2 protein-coding genes are annotated in these 1,170 nt (G+C 34.9%); both read right to left on the bottom strand.

Going from position 1 to position 1,170, the window contains the following annotated elements:
• Positions 1 to 36: 36 nt before the first annotated feature.
• Positions 37 to 762 (bottom strand): IS3 family transposase, encoded by a 726-nt coding sequence (locus COC46_RS23190; RefSeq protein WP_369700078.1) that lies wholly within the window; start codon positions 760 to 762, stop codon positions 37 to 39.
• A gap of 90 nt (positions 763 to 852) precedes the next feature.
• Positions 853 to 1,170 (bottom strand): transposase (locus COC46_RS23185; RefSeq protein WP_369700077.1); only part of this gene is annotated, 318 nt, incomplete at its 5' end.

Here is a 1,170-nt window from a genome sequence, read left to right as displayed (position 1 = left end):
TGGTCTTATCCCTGTCAAGTAGACAGATAAAAAAAGCTATGCAGCTAACGCGTGTCGGTATTCAACTGGCGCGCGTTTTTTTAACTTTTTTTGAAAACGTTTATAATTATAGTGGTAAATATAGTCCTCGATTGCTTGTCTAATTTCATCTTCTGATTTACACTGATTTATATACAACTTCTCTGTTTTGAGATGCGAAAAGAAGGATTCAATGCAGGCGTTATCTAGGCAGTTTCCTTTGCGAGAGTGGCTGCCTTTAATGCCATAATCCTCTAATCGTTTATTGTATGCCTTAGACGTATACTGAAAGCCTTGATCTGAATGGAGAACGGCTTCAGCTACGTCTTTTTTTCTTGCCCATTTCGTAACTGTATTTAAAACAAGTTCAAGGTCATTGCGTTTTGATAGCTGCCAACTTACTATTTCATTATTAAATAGATCTTGAATGACCGATAAATAATAGAATTGTTTACCATCCGAAACATAGGTAATATCCGTAACCATTTTTTGATTAGGTCCTGTTGCCCTAAATTTTCTCTGAAGTCGATTAGGATATATTACCGAAGGAGTCTTTCCATGTCGTTTTCTTTTCTTTCGAATGATCGATTGAATCTTCATTTCCTTCATCAGGCGATACACTTTTTTATGATTAATCTTGTAGCCATTTTCATTTAAACTATCAGTCATACGTGGGTATCCAAACTCTGGATTAAGTATATGAACACCTATCATATGTTCCCGTATGTCCTTTTCCTTTTCAATTCTGTTCTGCCTATTTATTTTTGTANNTAATTGGATGGTTTTCTTTTAGTTCTTCAATCATTTCATACTTTATTTGTTGGGGGATATCATCTACTCCTTTATCAGATTTGGATACTGCTTTTTTAAGTATTCTACCTGTGCCTTCAAATAGTCTCTTTCTTCTTCTACCGATTTAAATTTTGTTCGTGGTCTCCCTTTAAATGGATTTATAACGCCACTTCGAACATCAAAAGGTTCGCCACTTTTCCACTTTTTAACCCAAACTTTAAGTTGGGTGCAATGTCGAATTCCTAGTTCTTCCGCTACCACTCGATAACTTTGGTTACCATTCACATACTTCATCACTGCTTTTAATTTAAATTCTTCTGAATAACTTTGAAACTGTTGACCTTTTTTAGCCATAGAAAA

Origin of the sequence: Bacillus sp. AFS041924 (assembly GCF_002577195.1) — a bacterium.
Lineage (GTDB): Bacteria > Bacillota > Bacilli > Bacillales > Bacillaceae_G > Gottfriedia.
This window is presented reverse-complemented; position numbering and strand designations above follow the sequence as displayed.